We start from the raw sequence: 16,053 nt of genomic DNA, 5'->3' as shown, positions 1-16,053 counted from the left end.
GTGATGAGGGCGGCTCCGTCGGGAGCCGCTCTCATCGGTTGTCGGGACGGTTGTCGGGAGTACCTGGGAGAATCGAGGCCATGGGGCGCGGTGACGGAACAGGCCGGCTGGTCTCCCCGGACGGGGCCGACGACACCGGCACCGGCATCCTCCATGTCGACATGGATGCGTTCTACGCGTCGGTCGAGCAACTGGATGATCCGTCGCTGCGCGGCAAGCCGATCATCGTCGGTGCCCCCGACAGCCGATCCGTGGTGTCCAGCGCGTCATACGAGGCACGGCGATTCGGCGTGCGCTCGGCGATGCCGGTCGGTCAAGCGCTGCGTCTGTGCCCGACCGCGATCGTCGTCCTCCCGCACTTCGGACGCTACCTCCAGGTGTCCGCGCAGGTCATGGCAATCTTCCGCGATATCACGCCGCTGGTGGAGCCGCTCTCGATCGACGAGGCGTTCCTCGATGTCCGAGGTGCCCGACGCCTGTGGGGGAGCCCCGGCGTGATCGCACGGATGCTCCGTGACCGGGTGCGGGAAGAGACCGGCCTCGCGTGCAGCGTGGGGGTGGCCGCCACCAAGCACGTCGCGAAGATGGCCTCCACCTTGAGCAAGCCCGACGGACTTCTGATCGTGGCCGAAGCGGACACCGCCGCGTTCCTCGGGCCCCGGTCCGTGCGTGCACTCTGGGGCGTCGGACCGAAAGCCTCCGAGGCGCTGGAGGCTCGCGGCATCCGCACGATCGCCGACGCTCGAGACGCGCCGCGGTCGGTGCTGGATCGAGCGCTCGGGGCCGCGATGGGCGATCGGGTGTGGCATCTCGCGCGCGGCCTCGATGCCCGCCACGTCGACACCGAGCGCGTGGAGAAAAGCGTCGGGCACGAAGAGACCTTTCACGAGGACATCGCCGACACGGCGATCCTCCGTTCGGAACTGCGTCGCCTCTCCGATCGCGTGGGGGCCCGCCTGCGCAGCAACGGCTGGGAGGCGTCCACGGTGGCGATCAAGGTCCGCTTCGCGGACTTCACGACCATCTCGCGGTCGCAGACCCTCCCCGAGCCGACGGCGGTGGGGCAGCGGATCGGCGACGCTGCACACGATCTGTTCGACGGCGTGGACCGCGTCCTCCCGGTACGGCTGATCGGTGTGCGGGCGGAGCGGCTGCGTCCCGCCGGCTCGAGCGCCCCGGCTCTCTGGGACGACGACGAGGACTGGCGGCGCATCGAGGGGGCCCTCGACGATGCGGCGGCACGCTTCGGCCGCGGAGCCGTCACGCGGGCCACGCTGCTGGGGTCGCGGGGTGGTGGGACCCTGCCGTCCAGCCCGCCCGCGCCCCGCCTCGACCGGGGCTGATGCACATCCGTGGTGGAACCGAGGTGAGCGCATCTTGCGAGGATCGTTGGCTCTGTGCCGGAGGCGCCCAGCCCGCTACCGTTGACGCATGCCCAACATCGCACTCGAACTCGGCAAGCAGTCCGCGGAATTCGGCGTCAGGAGCGCCTACGGCGAGCAGCAGGACGTCGACGGCGTTCGCATCATCCCTGTCGCGCTGACCTGGTCGGGCTTCGGCGGAGGCTCCGACGAGGCGGGCAACGGTGGCGGCGGCGGGGGTGGTTGGGCCATCCCGGTGGGCGCGTACATCCGTCGGGGCGACGACCTGCGCTTCGAGCCGAACATCATCGCGCTGCTCACCGTCGCGGTGCCGTTCGTCTTCTTCGCCGGGCGTGCGCTCAGCCGTGTCATCCGCACCCTCAAGAAATAGCCCGGACGCGGTCGGCTCTTCGCTGGCGGTGGCGGCTGCACAGATCCTCGCCGCGATCGGCGAGATGGCCGCGTCCAATCCCGTCATCCTCGTCGACGGCCGCAGCGGCGCGGGAAAGAGCTCGCTGGCGCGCGCGCTGGTCGCCCGGTGGCCACTGCGGGGGCGGGTGCAACTGGTTGCGCTGGACTCGCTCTACCCCGGGTGGGACGGATTGGACGACGGTGTGGAGCTCGCCAGAGAGTTGATCCTGACTCCTCACGCTCGCGGGGCGATCGGCGTATGGCAGCGGTGGGACTGGACGGTCTCCGCCCCGGCGGAGGCCCATGCCGTGGATCCCTCCCTTCCGCTGATCGTCGAAGGCGCCGGCATCCTGACACCGGCGACCGCCCGCCTGGGCGATATCCGGGTGTGGCTGGAGTCGCCGCCGGCCTCGCGCCGGCAGCGAGCGCTCGCGCGCGACGGGGAGACCTATCGGCCGCACTGGGAGCGATGGGCGCGTCAGGAGGAGCGGCACATCGAGCGCGATCAGCCGCAGCGCCTGGCCACTCACGTGTTCCCGGTGCCGTGACACACGCCCGACTGCCGGCGAGTGTTCGTCAGTCGGTGCTTTCTAGCGCCCTGACGAGACCGTCGAGCCGGTAGCCGAGCCAGTCGTAGATGCCGAATCGCGGGTCTTCGTGGTCGTAGTCGTCCGTGTCGGCGACGCCGAGCCGGCTGGCCAGGACGAGGCGGACAGCAGCCAGCGTGCGCAGCCACGCGCGCGACGCCTGAGGGTCCAGGTGGACCTCGACCTCTTCCAGGAGCGTCGGGTCATCCGGGTCGTCGGGGATCTGCGCCGCATCGTGGAGAGAAGCCAGAACGATGTCGGCGTCGGAGGCGCGTCGAGCCAGCAGGTCGCCGGCGGTGAGGGCGCGGAACTCGGCAGCGGCGGATTCGTCGTCGGGATACGCCGGAGGTACGAGACGGGCGATCGCCGGATCGCCATCCTGAGGGGTCGACTCGCGCAGGAGGTCGGCGAACTGCGCGACGAGACCGGACAGATGCGCCGCCTCCAGACGCGTGATCTCCACGACCAGGGCCCGACCGCTCATCGCGGGGCCTGCCGCACCGTGGCCCACAGCCCGTAGTCATGCATGGCTTGGGCGTGGAGCTCCATCTGCTCCCGCGCCCCCTGGGCGACGACGGCGTGGCCGTTGTTGTGGACGGCGAGCATGAGGCGTTCGGCCTCGGGCTTGGGGAACCCGAAGTACTCGCGGAAGACGTGGGTGACGTAGCTCATGAGATTGACCGGATCGTCCCACACGACGGTCTGCCACGGCAGACCGGGGTCCACGAGCGACCCCTGCTCGAGGTCCCGCTCGATGTCGGGCGTGGCCACCGGTGCCATCACGCCCACCCCAGCTCATGCAACCGCTCGTCGTCGATGCCGTAGAAGTGTGCGATCTCGTGCACGAGCGTCGTATGCACCTCGTCGCGAAGTTCGGATTCGTCGTCGCATGCGGCCAGATGCGGCTCGCGGTAGACGATGATGCGGTCGGGCAGTTCGCCGACGCCATAGCGTTCGCGCTCGGTCAGGGCCCAGCCGTCGTAGAGGCCGAGCAGGTCGAGGCTGCCGTCCTCGGGCCGGTCCTCGACCACGAACACGACGTTGTCGAGGCCGTCCACCATGTCGTCGGGCAGCAGGTCCAGCTCGTCGATCACGAGCTGCTCGAAGGTCGCGGCATCCATCTCCATCATGATGCCTCGCCTCGACGCGAATGGGGCGCGAGCTGCGCGCCCCATTCGGAGGAAATGGGGTGAGTAACGGGACTTGAACCCGCGACCCCCTGGACCACAACCAGGTGCTCTACCAACTGAGCTATACCCACCATGTCTCCCGCCTGCGCGGGCAACCAGAAGATTCTCTCATACCTCCGGAGCAAACGACGACACGGCTGCCGCCGCTGCGGCACGTGCGCCGTCGCTCGTGGGGCCGGGCTCGGGGACGAAGACTGCCTGGCGGTAATAGGCCAGTTCGCGGATCGACTCGATGATGTCGGCGAGCGCGCGGTGGCCGCCTTCCTTCGCGGGCGCGTGGATGTAGGCACGGGGATACCAGCGCCGAGCAAGTTCCTTGATGCTCGAGACGTCGACGTTCCGGTAGTGCAGCCACCGGTCGACCCGCGGCATGTACTTGGCCAGGAACATGCGGTCGGTTCCGATGGTGTTTCCCGCGAGCGGGGCCTTGCCTTCGAGGGGAACGAAGCGCTGGATGTACTCGAGCACCTGGAACTCCGCGTCGGCGAGGCTGACGCCGTGGGGGATCTCGTCGAGCAGTCCCGACGTCCGGTGCATGTTGGTGACGAACTCGTTCATGTTCGCCAGCGCCGAATCGTCGGGCTTGATGACGACATGGAAGCCGGGATCGAGCGGACGCAGCTCGAAATCGGTGACCACGACGGCGATCTCGACGAGTTCGTCGACGCCGAGGTCGAGCCCCGTCATCTCGCAGTCGATCCACACCAGACGGTCGTTCTCGGATGCCCCCACCATGCGCTCCATCCTCGTGACAGGTCCAGGTATCCCACAGGGCTGGACGCAGGTCCCGGCTGCCACGCCGGAACCCCGTGCCCCTCCGGGAGGATTCGAACCCCCGACCTGGCGGGTAGAAACCGCTCGCTCTGTCCCCTGAGCTACGGAGGGAAGGGTGTTCTCACCCTACCGGGTCGGACGACACCGACGCCGATGCTGGCGTCACACGGCTCTCGAGCGTAGCGTCTGACACAGAGGTCGAAAGGAGTTCACCATGAGCACCACCCAGACGCACCACGCACTGTGGGTCGCCTACGGCCCGTCCGGCGTCGCCGGCAGCATCCGCAAGGACGACGACGGTTACACCGTCACGATGGCCGGCGCCGACAAGGCGGCAGGCACCTACCCCTCGATGGAGATCGCCAAGAGCGCGCTGCACGCGCACATGGCGCCGGGAAGCGACTGGCCACTGTTCCGCGAGCACTGAGCACCCGACGGGACGTCGCCGAATTCGCGTCGGCGAGCCGTCAGGTCGAGGGTTGCGCGGCGGCCCGGGCCGCCGTCCGCCGCGTGTCCAGCAGCGGGAGCGCGATGTGCACGAGCGGTCCGATGAGGACGGCGAAGAGCACCGTGCCGATACCCACCGTGCCGCCCAGCAGCCAGCCGACCAGCAGCACCGTCAGCTCGACGAGCGCGCGGCACAGCCAGATCGGCCACCCGAGGCGCGAGTGCATGCCCGTCATCAACCCGTCGCGGGGGCCGGGCCCGAATGCCGCTCCGATGTAGAGGCCGGACGCGAGCGCGACGACGGCGATCCCGCCCAGTAGGGTTGCCAGCTGCGGCAGGAACCCCGAGATCGGCGGCACGATGCCCAGGACGATCTGCATGCTCGTGCCGACGAGCAGGATGTTCGCGACCGTTCCGACGCCGGGACGCTGTCGGAGCGGTATCCACAGCAGCAGCACGAAGAAGCCGACGATGTTGGTGATCCAGCCGACGCCGATGCCGGTTCGCACGGAGAGTCCCTCGGCGAACACAGTCCAGGGGTCGACGCCGAGGCCCGCCTGCACGGTGAGGGCGCAGCCGGCGCCGTACAGGAAGAGGCCGACGAACAGCTGCACGATCCGACGGGTCATTTCTCCATCCAATCGCAGGATTGGCCCGTACGCTCCAGTCCAATAGCGGTACGCTGGCCCCCATGGACTCCCGGATATCGGCGCGGGCTCTGGCGGCGGCCCTCGGCGGCTGGCGCACGCGCGAGCCGGCGTATGAAGCCCTGGCCGACAGCATCCGCCTGCTGTGCCTGGACAACAGGCTGGCTCCCCGCACCGCGCTGCCTGCTGAGCGCGAGCTCGCCGCGGCGCTTCAGTTGAGCCGCAGCACGGTGGCGGCGGCCTACCGCAGCCTGCGTGAAACGGGGCACATCGCGAGTCTGCGCGGATCGGGAAGCGTGACGCTGCCACTGGGACGGCGTGACCCCGGTCGGGTCGACCCGGCGGACGGCATGATCGACCTGCAACAGGCGAGCCCGCCCGCGTGGCCGGGACTGGCAGGTCTCATGGCGGACGTGGGTGCTGCGGCGTCGTCGCTCGTCTCGCGCGTCGGCTACGACGTGCTGGGACGGATCGAACTGCGCGAGGCGATCGCGCGACGGTACACCGAGCGAGGGATCCCGACCGATCCTGCCGAAGTGCTGGTGACCACGGGCGCGCAGAGTGCGATCCATCTGGTCTCGACGGTGCTCATCGGCCGTGGTGACCGCGTCCTCGTCGAGACGCCGACGTATCCTCACGCCGTCGATGCACTGCGGCGCGCCGGTGCCCGGCTCGTCGGCATACCGGTCACGACAGGCGATGGCTGGGATGTCGACCGCGCCGAGCAGGCGTTCGCGCGGACGCTCCCCGTGATGGCGTACTTCATGCCGGACTTCCAGAACCCGACGGGCCGCAGCATGACCGCCCACGAGCGGAGCGCGCTTCTGGCGGCGGGGGAGCGCGCCGGATCCGTTCTGGTGCTCGACGAGACGACCGGCGATCTCGACATCGACCGTGGTCCGGTGCCACCGGGGTTCGACACCGCCGAGCCCGGCACGGTCGTGCGCATCGGCTCGCTCGGCAAGACCGTCTGGGGCGGACTCCGGCTCGGCTGGGTGCGCGCGGACGGAGACCTCATCCGGCGTCTGGTGGCCGCGCGCCCGGCCCACGACTTGGGCACTCCCGAGTTCGAGCAGGCGATCGCCTCACGGCTGCTCGCACGCTTCGACGACATCGTGACCCAGCGGTCGGAGCTGCTGCGAGCCGGCCGGGATGCGGTCGCCGACGCCTTGCGTGTGATTCCGTCGTGGCGCATCCCGCACGCCGCAGGCGGCGTTTCGCTCTGGGTCGAGTTGGACGCGCCGCTCAGCTCCGCCCTCGTGCTCGAAGCACGCTCGCGCGGGGTTCTGCTGACGGCCGGCCCGCGCTTCTCGGTGGACGGGGGGCACGATCGGCACCTGCGAGTGCCGTTCACGAGTCCGCCCGACGAGATGATGCGGGCAGCGCACGTGCTCTCGGATGCCTGGGACGCGGTGCGAGCCGGTGCGCGGTCGACGATGGTGGACGCAGCGGGCGCCGTGGTCTGACGCGTGCGCGCCCTGGGCGGGGACGTCGTCCCCGCGCGGGTCAACGAAATGGCATTCACCGCGTGAAGCGCAGGCTCTCGACGGCGTCGTCCGCACTCCAGAAGTCCCCGAGGTCGCGGAACGCGTGAGACGCGGCGTGGTAACGACGCGCCCGGAAGCGCACCGCACCATGGTGCGTCAGCTGTTGCAAGTGTCCGATGACGCGGCCGCTCGGCTCCACCACGCGCCACAACGAGGGCGCGGCGGGGATGAGTCGGACGCGGAGCCGCGGCGCGAGTGCGGGTGCGCGCAGCGGCGAGGCTGTGGGTGAGGCGGTGCTCATGTGGTCCTCCCTGCCACGATGATGTGTTTCGAAGATATGTGCGACCTCCGACATTCCTCCCTCGACGGTGATTCCTCCCCAGCCGCGGTCTCCCTCGGCTTTTCCCCAGTCCTGGAGCCGGCGCCCCGAACAGGCACCGCGGGCGGCGAAGCTGTGTGCACCGCCGGCGTCCTCGGGCACGGGGCGCCGGCGGGACCGGAGGAGAGTCCCCGGTCCGACGAAGGGAAGCGAAATGAGTGACACCGGCGACACCATCACGATCACGGGCAACGTGGCCACGGATCCCGAGCTCAAGCGCACCGCTGCCGGGGTGGCGATCACGACGTTCCGGGTCGCCAGCGGGCGGCGCAAGTACGACCGCGACTCCGGCACCTGGTCCGACTCCGGCACCAACTGGTACACGGTGTCGGTCTTCAGAATGCTGGCCGATCACGCCTTCCATTCCCTCAGCAAGGGCGACCGCGTCATCCTGACCGGCCGACTGCGACTGCGCGAGTGGGACAACGGCACCCGTCGAGGCACGGCGGTCGAGATCGATGCGGACGCCATCGGGCACGACCTGCTCTGGGGGACGACCACCTTCGTGAAGGACGCCCGAGCAGCGGGCGGAGGTGGAACAGCGTGGACGGCCGCGCCCGGTGACGCGTGGGCCGCGCCCGGAGTGCCGCCCGAGGGTGCCGGTCGCACTGGGGAAGTGGCCGGCGTGGCCGCTGAGTCCGACGGCGACGGCCGTCCGCTGCTCGTTCCCCTCGGCGCTGCGTCGGAAACAGCGCAGGAAGCCGACGCCGGCGACACTCCGTTCTGAGCCGTGCGGCCGGCGCTCGGCCCGCGGCCCATAAACTCTCTGCGTGCCCCGACTGCTACCGCCCTTCTCGCACAGCAGTGCTCGCCGAGGCGGTTCATCTGCGCTGGCGGCGGCGATGCTGGCGGCCGTTCTGGTGGCCTGCACACCGGGGAATCCCGGTGGTGCGCCCTCGTCGGGCGATCCGACGCAGACTCCCTCGAATACCGGAACTCCCGGCGCGACGGCGACCTCGCCGACGCTGGTCCCCGATGGCACAGCGGCCGACAACCTCCCGGTGTTCACGGCGGTCACCAAGGCGGTGTGGAACTCGGCGGATCGGGTCGCGGGGCGTGCGTACGTCGATGCGCTCGTGGCCGCCGGCTTCGACAAATCGGCCATGCAGGTGACCGAGGACACGACGACGGTGGGCAACCCCGCCGAGAGCATTCAGTTCTCCGTCCGATGGAACGAGGAATGCCTCATCGGCCAGGTGGGTCCCGCGACCGGCGAGCCGGTCACCGTGGTGATGCCCGTGCTCGCGGAAGGAACCTGCCTCATCGGGCAGACCCGACCCATCGACTGGTGAGTCCCGCGAGCGCGCGGCGGCATCGACCGCTTCCCGCGAGCGCACCGCCGGAGGGAGCGGCCGGTAGGCTGGGAGGCTGACGTCCACTCCAAGGAGAACTGAAACCCGCATGGCTGAGTACATCTACCAGATGGTCCGCGCTCGCAAGGCAGTCGGCGAGAAGCTGATCCTCGACGACGTCACCATGGCATTCCTGCCGGGCGCGAAGATCGGCATGGTCGGCCCGAACGGCGCGGGGAAGTCGACGATCCTCAAGATCATGGCGGGCCTCGACCAGCCCTCCAACGGCGAAGCCAAGCTCAGCCCCGGCTTCTCCGTGGGAATCCTGATGCAGGAGCCTGAGCTGGACGAGGACAAGACGGTGCTGGAGAACATCCAGGACGGCATCGCCATCAAGGCCAAGCTCGACCGATTCAACGAGATCTCGGGTCTCATGGCAGATCCCGACGCGGACTTCGACGCTCTGCTGGCAGAGATGGGCACCCTCCAGGAAGAGATCGACGCAGCCGATGCGTGGGATCTCGACTCTCAGCTGGAGCAGGCCATGGACGCCCTGCGCACGCCTCCGGGCGACGCCTCCGTACGGCACCTGTCCGGCGGTGAGAAGCGGCGTGTCGCGCTCACCAAGCTGCTGCTGCAGAAGCCCGACCTGCTGCTGCTGGACGAGCCGACGAACCACCTCGACGCCGAGAGCGTGCTGTGGCTCGAGCAGCACCTGCAGAAGTACCCCGGTGCGGTGATCGCGATCACGCACGACCGGTACTTCCTCGACAACGTGGCCGAATGGATCGCGGAAGTCGACCGCGGCCGGCTCATCGGGTACGAGGGCAACTACTCGACGTACCTCGAGAAGAAGGCCGAGCGCCTGGAGGTGCAGGGCAAGAAGGACGCGAAGCTCGCCAAGCGCCTCGCGGAGGAGCTCGACTGGGTGCGCTCGAACGCCAAGGGCCGCCAGGCGAAGTCGAAGGCCCGTCTCGCGCGCTACGAGGAGATGGCTGCCGAGGCGGAGCGCACCCGCAAGCTGGACTTCGAGGAGATCCAGATCCCGCCGGGTCCGCGCCTGGGCAATGTCGTCATCGAAGCGAAGAAGCTGCAGAAGGGCTTCGACGGCCGCTCGCTCATCGACGGTCTGAGCTTCAGCCTGCCGCCGAACGGCATCGTCGGCGTCATCGGTCCCAACGGCGTCGGAAAGACGACCCTCTTCAAGACGATCGTCGGTCTCGAACCGCTGGACGGCGGTGATCTGAAGATCGGCGAGACCGTGAAGATCAGCTACGTCGACCAGACACGCGCCAACATCGACCCCGGAAAGACCCTGTGGGAGGTGGTGTCGGACGGACTGGACATCATCACCGTCGGCAAGACGGAGATCCCGTCCCGGGCCTACGTATCCAAGTTCGGCTTCAAGGGGCCCGACCAGCAGAAGAAGGCGGGCGTGCTCTCGGGCGGTGAGCGCAACCGCCTCAACCTGGCCCTCACGCTGAAGGAGGGTGGCAACCTGCTGCTGCTCGACGAGCCGACCAACGACCTCGACGTCGAGACCCTCCAGTCGCTCGAGAACGCGCTCCTGGAGTTCCCGGGCTGTGCGGTCGTCATCACCCACGACCGGTGGTTCCTCGACCGCATCGCGACGCACATCCTGGCCTACGAGGGCACCGAGGAGAACCCCGACCAGTGGTACTGGTTCGAGGGCAACTTCGAGGCGTACGAGGCGAACAAGGTCGAGCGGCTCGGCCCCGATGCCGCCCGTCCCCACCGCACCGCCTACCGCAAGCTGACGCGTGACTGACACCGCCGGAGCCGCGGCCGCGGCCCCCGGGCCCGACCGCCGGCTGCACATCCCGATCCACCTGCGGTGGGGCGACCTCGACGCGTTCAACCATGTGAACAACACGTCGATGCTGAAGCTCCTCGAAGAGGCGCGCGTGCGGGCGTTCTGGCTGCCCGAACCGGGCGAGCACGCTCCCGACACGGCGGTGCTCGACTCCAGCATCTTCAGCGGCGTGCTCACCCTCATCGCCCGGCAGGAGATCGAGTATCTCGCCCCAGTGCCGTATCAGCGGCATCCGCTCGATGTGCAGATGTGGTTCGGCAAGATCGGCGGCTCCAGCATCGAGGTGTGTTACGAGGTGCGCAGTCCTCGTGAGACCGCGAACGGCGAGCAGGCGCTCTATGCCCGGGCCACGACGGTGGTCGTGAAGGTGGATGCCGAGACCGGCCGTCCGCTGCGACTCTCAGCCGCCGAGCGGGCCGCATGGGAGCCGTATCTGGGCGAGCCGATCCTCTACGCGCACCGGCGCTGAGTCAGCGTCCGGCCACGTCCCCGCCAGGGACCCGCACCATGATCTCCTGTGCGACACTGGCCAAGAGCGACCCGTCCCGGCTGTAGACACGGCCCGTCGCCAGGCCGCGGCCACCGCGGGCGCTCGGCGATTGCTGCACGTAGAGCATCCACTCGTCCACCCGGCCGAAGCGGTGCCACCACATGGCGTGGTCGAGGCTCGCCACCTTCAGGCCGGGTGTGGACCACGCGACGCCGTGCGCGCGAAGGATCGACTCCTGGATCGTCAGATCGCTGAGGTAGGCCAGGGCGGCCCGATGGATCGCGGGCGCGTCGGGGATCGGCCGGCGCACACGCATCCACACGGCCTGACGGGGCTCCCGGCCGCCGTCCACCGAAACGTAGATCGGTGAAGGAATGTGCCGGAGGTCTACCGGTCGATCGGTGAACAGCCGTTTCGACATCGGGTGCAGTCCCTCCAGGTGGGACTCCACGTCGGGCACGTCCTCCGGCTGCGGCAGACCCTCGGGCATCGGCTCCTGGTGCTCCAGTCCCGGATCCTCGTCCTGGAACGACGCGATCATCGAGAAGATCGGCACACCCTCCTGGAACGCCTGTGTGCGACGCGTCGAGAAGGAGCGACCGTCGTGGATGCGGTCGACCGCGAAGGTGATGCCCTTCGTCGAGTCACCCGGGCGCAGGAAGTACCCGTGCATCGAGTGCACGATGCGCTCCTCGGGGATGGTGCGGGATGCCGCCACGATGGACTGCGCGAGCACCTGACCGCCGAACACGCGGCCGAGCGGCATGGACTGGGACGTGCCGGTGAAGATGTCCTCGGTGGTGCGTGCGTCCGATTCCCTGAGGTCGATCACGGCGAGCATGGACGCGACGGGGTCGCTCTCGGGTGAGTCCTCGAGGTTCGGCTCGGCGTCCACGGTGCTCCCTCCCGGGGCGTCGGCCGCCCGTCGGTCCGCTTGGTAGCTTAGGGGCGATGTCTTCGCGCCTGCTGTTCGCCGATCCGCACTCCGCCGCCGACGCGATCACGTTCGCGGGCCGCGCCGCCCGGTTCACCGTCGAGGGAGTGCGGCTGCAGGCCTCGGGCGGAATCATGGCGATGACCGCGGCGCCGCTGGCGCCGCGCGGCCTCGGCGACCCCACGCCCACCGTGTTGGCGCTGCGCACGCTCGCGGCTGATCCCGAGCTGGTCTGCGACCTCGTCGTCGAGGCATCCGCCCTGTCGGCCGCGCCGGACGACGCGAGGGCCGTCCTTCTTCCCGACACCGCCTTGTCGCCCGCCTGGGCAGGGATCGCACCGCCGCGCTCCGGGTGGGAGGCGCAGCCGGGTATCGAGGCCTCGACGCTGGCGACCAAGGCGCAGGCGGGCATCGCACGGGTGGCCGACGCGGTGCCCACCGATGCCGGCGAGGACGTCGTGAGAGCGGTGCGCGCCACCGTGTGGGGCGCGCCCGACGAGGAGCTCGGAGGAAGGCCCCTGGGTGTCGCGTTCGCGGCCCTGAGCCTCGGCTTCATCAGCGGGGCCGAGACCGCACGCGTGTTCACCGCCGGGCCGTGGACCCGGATCAGTCTTGCGCGGGGGCACGTGCTCGTGCGCGGGCCGCTGGTCACCGGTCTCACGCCGGTGCGCCGCACCGGGCCGTCCCGGGACTGAGCGATCGGTTCCGGCCGAGCGCCTGAGCGACCGGCCACGACGGTGCGCGGGACGACGTCAGACAGCCGCTGCGGCTGCGCGCCCCGCGATACGCCCGGAGAAGAGGCAGCCGCCGAGGAACGTGCCCTCCAGCGCCCGATATCCGTGGACGCCGCCCCCGCCGAATCCGCTGGCCTCCCCGGCGGCGTAGAGCCCCGGGACCGGTTCGCCGCCGGAGCCGAGCGCCCGTCCCGACAGGTCGGTCTCGATCCCGCCGAGCGACTTGCGCGTCAGCACATGCAGCTTCACGGCGATGAGCGGGCCCGCTTTGGGATCGAGGATGCGATGTGGGCTGGCCGTCCGGATCAGTCTGTCGCCCCGGAAGGCGCGCGCTGAGCGCAGCATCGCGATCTGCGCATCCTTGGTGAAGTCGTTGTCGACCTCGCGGTCGCGCGCCTCGAGCTCCGCGCGCACACGGTCCGCGTCCAGCGCCTCTCCGCCGGGGAGCGCCTGCATGCCCGCGATGAGCGCGTCGAGCGTGTCGCGCACGACGAAGTCCGCGCCGCGATCCACGAAGGCCTGTACGGGACCGGCGGCGCCCTTGCCGAGCCGGGACTTCGCCAGCAGACGCACGTCCTTGCCGGTGAGGTCGGGGTTCTGTTCGCTGCCCGACAGCGTGAACTCCTTCTCGATGATCTTCTGCGAGAGCACGAACCAGGAGTGGTCGTACCCCGTGCCACGCAGATGCGCGAGCGTTCCCAGGGTGTCGAACCCGGGGAACAGCGGCACCGGCAGCCGGCTCCCGGTGGCGTCGAGCCACACCGACGACGGCCCCGGAAGGATTCGGATGCCGTGATCCGGCCACACCGGATCCCAGTTCCGGATGCCCTCCACGTAGTGCCACATGCGGTCGCCGTTGATGAGCCGCGCGCCGGCCGCCGCGCTGATGGGCTGCATGGACCCGTCCACGTAGGCCGGGACGCCGGTCACCATGGTGGCAGGGGGAGTCCCCAACCGTTCGGGCCACCACCGGCGCACCAGCTCATGATTGCCGCCAATACCTCCGGACGCGACGATCGTGGCGCCCGCCCGGACGACGAACGCATCCACGACGTCGCGGGACGTCGCGACACCACGGGGTGCCCCGGACGGCGCGAGGATGTCTCCCTCGGCTCCCGTCACCACTCCGCCTTCGACGCTCAGCGCCCTCACGCGGTGGCGCGGCAGGACCACCAGACGCCCGTCGGCCTCGGCTGCCTCGACAGCGGCCTGGAAGGGCGCCACGATGCCGGGCCCCGTACCCCACGTGATGTGGAAACGCGGCACCGAGTTGCCCGGGCCGGTGGCCGTGTAACCGCCCCGCTCGGCCCAGCCGACGATCGGGAAGAAGCCGACCCCCTTCTCGCGGAGCCACGACCGCTTCTCTTCGTGGGCGAACTGGAGATACGCCTCCGCCCAGCGGCGGGGCCACAGATCCTCGTCGCGGTCGAAGCCGGCGTTCCCCAACCAGTCCTGCCGCGCCAGCTCGAGGGAATCGCGGATTCCCAGGCGCCGCTGTTCGGGGGAGTCGATGAAGAAGAGGCCCCCGAACGACCACCACGCCTGCCCGCCGAGGTTCGAGCGCGGCTCCTGGTCGATGAGGACGACGCGTCTGCCGGCGGCCACCGCTTCGGCGGCCGCGACGAGGCCGGCAAGACCCCATCCGATGACGAGGACGTCGGTGTTGTGGGTGGCGAGGGGCATGTCGACTCCTTTGTCGGCGTGTGGTGAGGAGCGGGATCGGGGTCAGCGGGCGGTTCCGCGCGCGGGGTCCGCGGGTGGGGCTGCCGGCGGCGACGCGGCCGCCGGTGGTGCGGCGGTGACGGGAAGCCCACCGGCCGCCCTGGTGCCGGCGGACGGCCCGATCCCGGAAGGCTCGAAGGTGTTCACCATCGCGAACGCCGCGCGCTGAAGGTAGTCCCACAGCGTCACTTCGTGCAGGGCGGGCAGCTGCAGTTCGTCGACTGCCACGCGCATGTGGGCGAGCCACCGGTCTCGTGCCTCGGGGTCGACGTGGAAGGCGGCGTGCCGCATGCGCAGACGGGGGTGGCCGCGCTGTCGGCTGTACGTCGTCGGGCCGCCCCAGTACTGCTCCAGGAAGAGCGTCAGCCGTTCCTTGGCAGGGCCGAGGTCCTCTTCGGGATACATCGGTCGCAGCACCTCATCGTCCGCGACGCCCCGGTAGAACGCCTCCACCAGGCGCACGAACGTCTCGTGGCCGCCGATCTCGTCGTAGAAGCTCAGCACGGCCGCGGGCTCGGGACGTTCGCCGGTGTCGGCAGCGGGCGCCTGGGCACCGGCAGAATCACTCGTGCCTTCGTGCCGCGACGCATCCGACGGCGTGGGTGGGGGAATCGTCATGATGCTCCTTCAGAAGGGGCGTCGGAGCCGCCGTCCGTGGGCCGGGTCTTCTTGCCGGTTCGCTTCGGCTTCCAGACGGGGCGCTCGCTGCTGGCAGCCACCGGCGTGGGCTTCGTCTTCGGGGGGTTGGCACCCCGCACGCGCTGCGCGCCCTCCAGTCCGGTCGGCATGACCGCGGTGAGCGCGGGGAGGCTGATGCCCATGTCGTCGATCGTGCGCTTCAGACGCATGCGCAGCTCGCGTGCCACGTCGTCCTTCGCGTTGGCGCGCGTCTTCATGACGAGGCGGATCACCAGCGCATCGCCGGAGATCGACTCCAGACCCCAGACCTCCGGCTGCTCCAGGATGCGGGTGCGCCACTTGGGGTCCTTCGCCAGGCCCTTCGCGGTGTCGAGCATCGCCTTCTCGACCGCTTCGATGTCGGAGTCCACGGCGACCGAGAGGTCCAGGATCACCCGCGACCATCCCTGCGACAGATTCCCGATCCGCGTGATCTCGCCATTGCGCACGTACCAGAGCGTGCCGTTCACGTCGCGCACGTGGGTGACGCGCACGCTGACGTACTCGACGACGCCGGTGGCCAGTCCCAGATCCACGACGTCGCCGATCCCGACCTGGTCCTCAGCGACGATGAAGATGCCGTTGAGGACGTCCTTGACGATGTTCTGCGCTCCGAAGCCCAGACCCGCCCCGACGGCGGCGGTGAGGAGGGTGAGTGAGCCGAGCGCAGTGGGCGCGACGACGTTGATGATCAGGAGCAGTGCGATCACGATGATCGTCACGTTCACGATGTTGCCCAGGATCGACCCCAGCGTCCGCGTGCGCTGCACAAGACGCACGGAGGCGAGCGGGGAGCGCTCGAGCGCCTGCGTGTCGTCGACATTGGCCTTCGACTTGGCGCCGTTGACGATGCGGTTGACGACGCGGCGGATGACACCGTGCAGCACCCAGACGAGGAGGATCGCGCCGACGATGATTCCCGCGACGGCCAGGAGATTCCACCCCGCAGCGACGAAGAATTCGCCGATCCCCCGCCAGAACTCGACGTCCGTGATGTCGACATTCTCGTCCTGCGGAGTGGTGTCGAAGGGATGCAGGATCATCGTGACGATCCTAACCACCGGTGCCGCGGCCCGGCTGAGCCGG

Annotated in this window: 20 protein-coding genes and 2 tRNA genes; 10 read left to right on the top strand and 12 right to left on the bottom strand. The window is 69.7% G+C overall.

What is annotated here, in order from left to right; genetic code table 11:
• Positions 1–80: 80 nt before the first annotated feature.
• From C9992_RS03075 to C9992_RS03065, 3 genes are all read left to right on the top strand, one after another.
• Positions 81–1,343 (top strand): DNA polymerase IV, encoded by a 1,263-nt coding sequence (locus C9992_RS03075; protein ID WP_106814098.1) that lies wholly within the window; start codon positions 81–83, stop codon positions 1,341–1,343.
• 88 nt (positions 1,344–1,431) lie between these two features.
• Positions 1,432–1,752, top strand: a complete 321-nt coding sequence (locus C9992_RS03070) for a hypothetical protein (RefSeq protein WP_106814097.1) — start codon at positions 1,432–1,434, stop codon at positions 1,750–1,752.
• A gap of 64 nt (positions 1,753–1,816) precedes the next feature.
• Entirely contained in the window at positions 1,817–2,320 is a 504-nt protein-coding gene (locus tag C9992_RS03065) for a nucleoside/nucleotide kinase family protein (protein ID WP_106814606.1), read from the top strand.
• A 28-nt stretch (positions 2,321–2,348) separates the two neighbouring features.
• On the opposite strand, the gene C9992_RS03060 is transcribed toward C9992_RS03065, so the two are convergent.
• The 6 genes from C9992_RS03060 to C9992_RS03035 form a co-directional block, all read right to left on the bottom strand.
• Entirely contained in the window at positions 2,349–2,843 is a 495-nt protein-coding gene (locus C9992_RS03060; RefSeq protein WP_106814605.1) for a DUF2017 family protein, read from the bottom strand.
• A complete protein-coding gene (gene clpS / locus C9992_RS03055; RefSeq protein ID WP_106814604.1) occupies positions 2,840–3,139 on the bottom strand; it encodes an ATP-dependent Clp protease adapter ClpS in 300 nt (99 codons plus the stop codon). Before clpS ends, C9992_RS03060 begins: the two co-directional genes overlap by 4 nt.
• Positions 3,139–3,489 (bottom strand): metallopeptidase family protein, encoded by a 351-nt coding sequence (locus tag C9992_RS03050; protein ID WP_160150821.1) that lies wholly within the window; start codon positions 3,487–3,489, stop codon positions 3,139–3,141. The genes clpS and C9992_RS03050 overlap by 1 nt, the downstream gene beginning before the upstream one ends.
• Positions 3,490–3,544: 55 nt before the next feature.
• Positions 3,545–3,620 (bottom strand) — tRNA-His (locus C9992_RS03045).
• 37 nt (positions 3,621–3,657) lie between these two features.
• Positions 3,658–4,284, bottom strand: coding sequence for an oligoribonuclease (gene orn, locus C9992_RS03040; protein ID WP_106814095.1), 627 nt, complete (start codon positions 4,282–4,284; stop codon positions 3,658–3,660).
• A 77-nt stretch (positions 4,285–4,361) separates the two neighbouring features.
• Positions 4,362–4,434, bottom strand: a tRNA-Arg gene (locus C9992_RS03035).
• A gap of 103 nt (positions 4,435–4,537) precedes the next feature.
• Between C9992_RS03035 and C9992_RS03030 the strand changes: the two genes are divergently transcribed.
• Positions 4,538–4,750 (top strand): methyltransferase, encoded by a 213-nt coding sequence (locus C9992_RS03030; RefSeq protein WP_106814094.1) that lies wholly within the window; start codon positions 4,538–4,540, stop codon positions 4,748–4,750.
• A 40-nt stretch (positions 4,751–4,790) separates the two neighbouring features.
• Here C9992_RS03030 and yczE read toward each other — a convergent pair whose 3' ends face one another.
• Entirely contained in the window at positions 4,791–5,399 is a 609-nt protein-coding gene (gene yczE / locus C9992_RS03025) for a membrane protein YczE (RefSeq protein WP_106814093.1), read from the bottom strand.
• A 62-nt stretch (positions 5,400–5,461) separates the two neighbouring features.
• On the opposite strand from yczE, the gene yczR reads away from it, so the two are divergent.
• Positions 5,462–6,883: a MocR-like transcription factor YczR gene (gene yczR / locus C9992_RS03020; RefSeq protein ID WP_106814092.1), complete on the top strand. Its 1,422-nt coding sequence runs from the start codon at positions 5,462–5,464 to the stop codon at positions 6,881–6,883.
• 55 nt (positions 6,884–6,938) lie between these two features.
• Here the strand turns inward: yczR and C9992_RS03015 are convergent, their stop codons facing one another.
• Positions 6,939–7,205, bottom strand: a complete 267-nt coding sequence (locus C9992_RS03015; protein ID WP_106814091.1) for a hypothetical protein — start codon at positions 7,203–7,205, stop codon at positions 6,939–6,941.
• Positions 7,206–7,437: 232 nt separating this feature from the next.
• Between C9992_RS03015 and C9992_RS03010 the strand changes: the two genes are divergently transcribed.
• The 4 genes from C9992_RS03010 (at position 7,438) to C9992_RS02995 (ending at position 10,878) form a co-directional block, all read left to right on the top strand.
• Positions 7,438–8,010 (top strand): single-stranded DNA-binding protein, encoded by a 573-nt coding sequence (locus C9992_RS03010; protein WP_106814090.1) that lies wholly within the window; start codon positions 7,438–7,440, stop codon positions 8,008–8,010.
• Positions 8,011–8,053: 43 nt separating this feature from the next.
• Positions 8,054–8,575, top strand: a complete 522-nt coding sequence (locus C9992_RS18310) for a DUF6993 domain-containing protein (protein WP_235007944.1) — start codon at positions 8,054–8,056, stop codon at positions 8,573–8,575.
• Between the two features lie 109 nt (positions 8,576–8,684).
• Positions 8,685–10,364, top strand: a complete 1,680-nt coding sequence (gene ettA, locus C9992_RS03000) for an energy-dependent translational throttle protein EttA (RefSeq protein ID WP_106814089.1) — start codon at positions 8,685–8,687, stop codon at positions 10,362–10,364.
• Entirely contained in the window at positions 10,357–10,878 is a 522-nt protein-coding gene (locus tag C9992_RS02995) for an acyl-CoA thioesterase (RefSeq protein ID WP_106814088.1), read from the top strand. The genes ettA and C9992_RS02995 overlap by 8 nt, the downstream gene beginning before the upstream one ends.
• Before the next feature lies 1 nt (position 10,879).
• On the opposite strand, the gene C9992_RS02990 is transcribed toward C9992_RS02995, so the two are convergent.
• Complete coding sequence (locus tag C9992_RS02990) at positions 10,880–11,740, bottom strand: acyl-CoA thioesterase (protein WP_106814602.1); 861 nt, start codon at positions 11,738–11,740, stop codon at positions 10,880–10,882.
• A gap of 110 nt (positions 11,741–11,850) precedes the next feature.
• Between C9992_RS02990 and C9992_RS02985 the strand changes: the two genes are divergently transcribed.
• Positions 11,851–12,528, top strand: a complete 678-nt coding sequence (locus C9992_RS02985; protein WP_106814087.1) for a hypothetical protein — start codon at positions 11,851–11,853, stop codon at positions 12,526–12,528.
• Positions 12,529–12,585: 57 nt separating this feature from the next.
• On the opposite strand, the gene C9992_RS02980 is transcribed toward C9992_RS02985, so the two are convergent.
• From C9992_RS02980 to C9992_RS02970, 3 genes are all read right to left on the bottom strand, one after another.
• Positions 12,586–14,250, bottom strand: a complete 1,665-nt coding sequence (locus C9992_RS02980) for an FAD-binding dehydrogenase (protein WP_106814086.1) — start codon at positions 14,248–14,250, stop codon at positions 12,586–12,588.
• Between the two features lie 42 nt (positions 14,251–14,292).
• Positions 14,293–14,790, bottom strand: coding sequence for a globin (locus C9992_RS02975; RefSeq protein ID WP_407662216.1), 498 nt, complete (start codon positions 14,788–14,790; stop codon positions 14,293–14,295).
• 113 nt (positions 14,791–14,903) lie between these two features.
• Positions 14,904–16,010, bottom strand: coding sequence for a mechanosensitive ion channel family protein (locus C9992_RS02970; protein ID WP_106814084.1), 1,107 nt, complete (start codon positions 16,008–16,010; stop codon positions 14,904–14,906).
• Positions 16,011–16,053: the final 43 nt, after the last annotated feature.

It is taken from the genome of Microbacterium timonense, assembly GCF_900292075.1.
GTDB lineage: Bacteria > Actinomycetota > Actinomycetes > Actinomycetales > Microbacteriaceae > Microbacterium > Microbacterium timonense.
Note: the sequence above shows the minus strand (reverse complement) of the source record. Positions and strands in the feature narration are given on the sequence as shown.

Bases quoted from the DNA above. Each gene is read 5' to 3' on its own strand.
- C9992_RS03075 (WP_106814098.1), top strand. From the start codon at position 81: ATGGGGCGCGGTGACGGAACAGGCCGGCTGGTCTCCCCGGACGGGGCC.
- C9992_RS03070 (WP_106814097.1), top strand. From the start codon at position 1,432: ATGCCCAACATCGCACTCGAACTCGGCAAGCAGTCCGCGGAATTCGGC.
- C9992_RS03065 (WP_106814606.1), top strand. From the start codon at position 1,817: ATGGCCGCGTCCAATCCCGTCATCCTCGTCGACGGCCGCAGCGGCGCG.
- C9992_RS03060 (WP_106814605.1), bottom strand. From the start codon at position 2,843: ATGAGCGGTCGGGCCCTGGTCGTGGAGATCACGCGTCTGGAGGCGGCG.
- clpS (WP_106814604.1), bottom strand. From the start codon at position 3,139: ATGGCACCGGTGGCCACGCCCGACATCGAGCGGGACCTCGAGCAGGGG.
- C9992_RS03050 (WP_160150821.1), bottom strand. From the start codon at position 3,489: ATGATGGAGATGGATGCCGCGACCTTCGAGCAGCTCGTGATCGACGAG.
- orn (WP_106814095.1), bottom strand. From the start codon at position 4,284: ATGGTGGGGGCATCCGAGAACGACCGTCTGGTGTGGATCGACTGCGAG.
- C9992_RS03030 (WP_106814094.1), top strand. From the start codon at position 4,538: ATGAGCACCACCCAGACGCACCACGCACTGTGGGTCGCCTACGGCCCG.
- yczE (WP_106814093.1), bottom strand. From the start codon at position 5,399: ATGACCCGTCGGATCGTGCAGCTGTTCGTCGGCCTCTTCCTGTACGGC.
- yczR (WP_106814092.1), top strand. From the start codon at position 5,462: ATGGACTCCCGGATATCGGCGCGGGCTCTGGCGGCGGCCCTCGGCGGC.
- C9992_RS03015 (WP_106814091.1), bottom strand. From the start codon at position 7,205: ATGAGCACCGCCTCACCCACAGCCTCGCCGCTGCGCGCACCCGCACTC.
- C9992_RS03010 (WP_106814090.1), top strand. From the start codon at position 7,438: ATGAGTGACACCGGCGACACCATCACGATCACGGGCAACGTGGCCACG.
- ettA (WP_106814089.1), top strand. From the start codon at position 8,685: ATGGCTGAGTACATCTACCAGATGGTCCGCGCTCGCAAGGCAGTCGGC.
- C9992_RS02990 (WP_106814602.1), bottom strand. From the start codon at position 11,740: ATGCTCGCCGTGATCGACCTCAGGGAATCGGACGCACGCACCACCGAG.
- C9992_RS02985 (WP_106814087.1), top strand. From the start codon at position 11,851: ATGTCTTCGCGCCTGCTGTTCGCCGATCCGCACTCCGCCGCCGACGCG.
- C9992_RS02980 (WP_106814086.1), bottom strand. From the start codon at position 14,250: ATGCCCCTCGCCACCCACAACACCGACGTCCTCGTCATCGGATGGGGT.
- C9992_RS02970 (WP_106814084.1), bottom strand. From the start codon at position 16,010: ATGATCCTGCATCCCTTCGACACCACTCCGCAGGACGAGAATGTCGAC.